1 pseudogene is annotated in these 1,194 nt (G+C 79.2%); it reads right to left on the bottom strand.

The features are described 5' to 3' along the window. Positions 1 to 1,194 (bottom strand): annotated as a pseudogene (locus KN815_RS51395) (AAA family ATPase); the annotation flags it as partial.

The following is a 1,194-nucleotide window of genomic DNA, read 5'->3' as shown; positions in this document are numbered from 1 at the left end:
GGCCTCGCGCTCGGCGCGCGCGCCCCGGTCGAGCGCGTCGGCCCGCCCCGCGAGCCCCTTGACGCGCTCCTCATGCGTACGGACCTGGAGCCGCGCCTCCATCTCGGTCTGCCGGGCGTTGGCGCCATCGGCCGCGAGCCGGTCCCGTACGGAGGTGTCGGGCTCCTCTTCCCCTGGCTGCTCCTCCGCCACCGCCAGCCGCTCGGCCAGCTCCTCCGCCTCCTCGGTCGCCCGCTCCAGCGCCTCCTCGGCCCTGACGACGGCCGCGGCCGACCGCTCGGCCTCCCCGGCGGCCCCGCGCGCCTGCCCGGCCAGCCGGCCCAGCGACTGCGCGACCCGCGACTTCTCCCGGTCCGCCGCGCTCCGGCGACCCGCCAGCTCCTCGACGAGCGCCAGGCACTCGGCCCGCCCCTCCTTTGCCGCGCGCTGCGCCCCGGCCAGCTCCTCGCACCGTACGGCGAGCCGCTCCAGCTCCGCCGCCGCCTCGTCGACGGACGCCTGCACCTCCAGCAGCGAGGGCGCCCCGGCGGAACCGCCCTGCGCGAAGTGCGCCCCGAGCAGATCGCCCTCGGCGGTCACGGTCGTCAACTCCGGCCGCCGCGTGAGCAGTTCCTCGGCCTCCTCCAGCGTCCCGACCACCACCATGCCGTCGAGCAACCGCCTTACGGCGGGCAGCAGCGCCGCGGGCCCGGCCACCAGATCCGCCACCCACGGGGATTCCTCGGCCGTCGCGGCCTTACCGGGCTCATCGCGGACGACGGCCCCCTCGGGCACGGCGCCCGCCGCGGTCGCCCCTCCCCCGCCGGGATGCGGCACCCGCGCGGAAACGGCGGACGTGGACGACCCGGACGGCCCGCCGACAGCGGCGACGGTGGCACCGGAGTGTGAAGCGGCGGGGGCGCCGTCAGACGCCGTATGCGGATCGCGGCCCTCGTCCCCGGACGCCTCCGGCCGCGTACCCGGGACCACGGGCCGGTCGGCGCCGGGCCCCGCGGACGCGCTCACGGCACCCGTGTCACCCCGGCTCGCGGTATCGGCGGCGACCCGCGGCGCGCCCGGGCCGCCGGACCCCGACTCGGTACCCCGGGAGTCCGCCCCGCCGGGCCGAGAGCCGTCAGCGGAGCCGGAGGACCCGGCTACCGCACCGTCCGGGGACCGCGTGCCCGGTACGGCGGCGGCCCCGTCACCCGCGTC

It is taken from the genome of Streptomyces niphimycinicus, from assembly GCF_018883605.1.
Lineage (GTDB): Bacteria > Actinomycetota > Actinomycetes > Streptomycetales > Streptomycetaceae > Streptomyces > Streptomyces niphimycinicus.
This window is presented reverse-complemented; position numbering and strand designations above follow the sequence as displayed.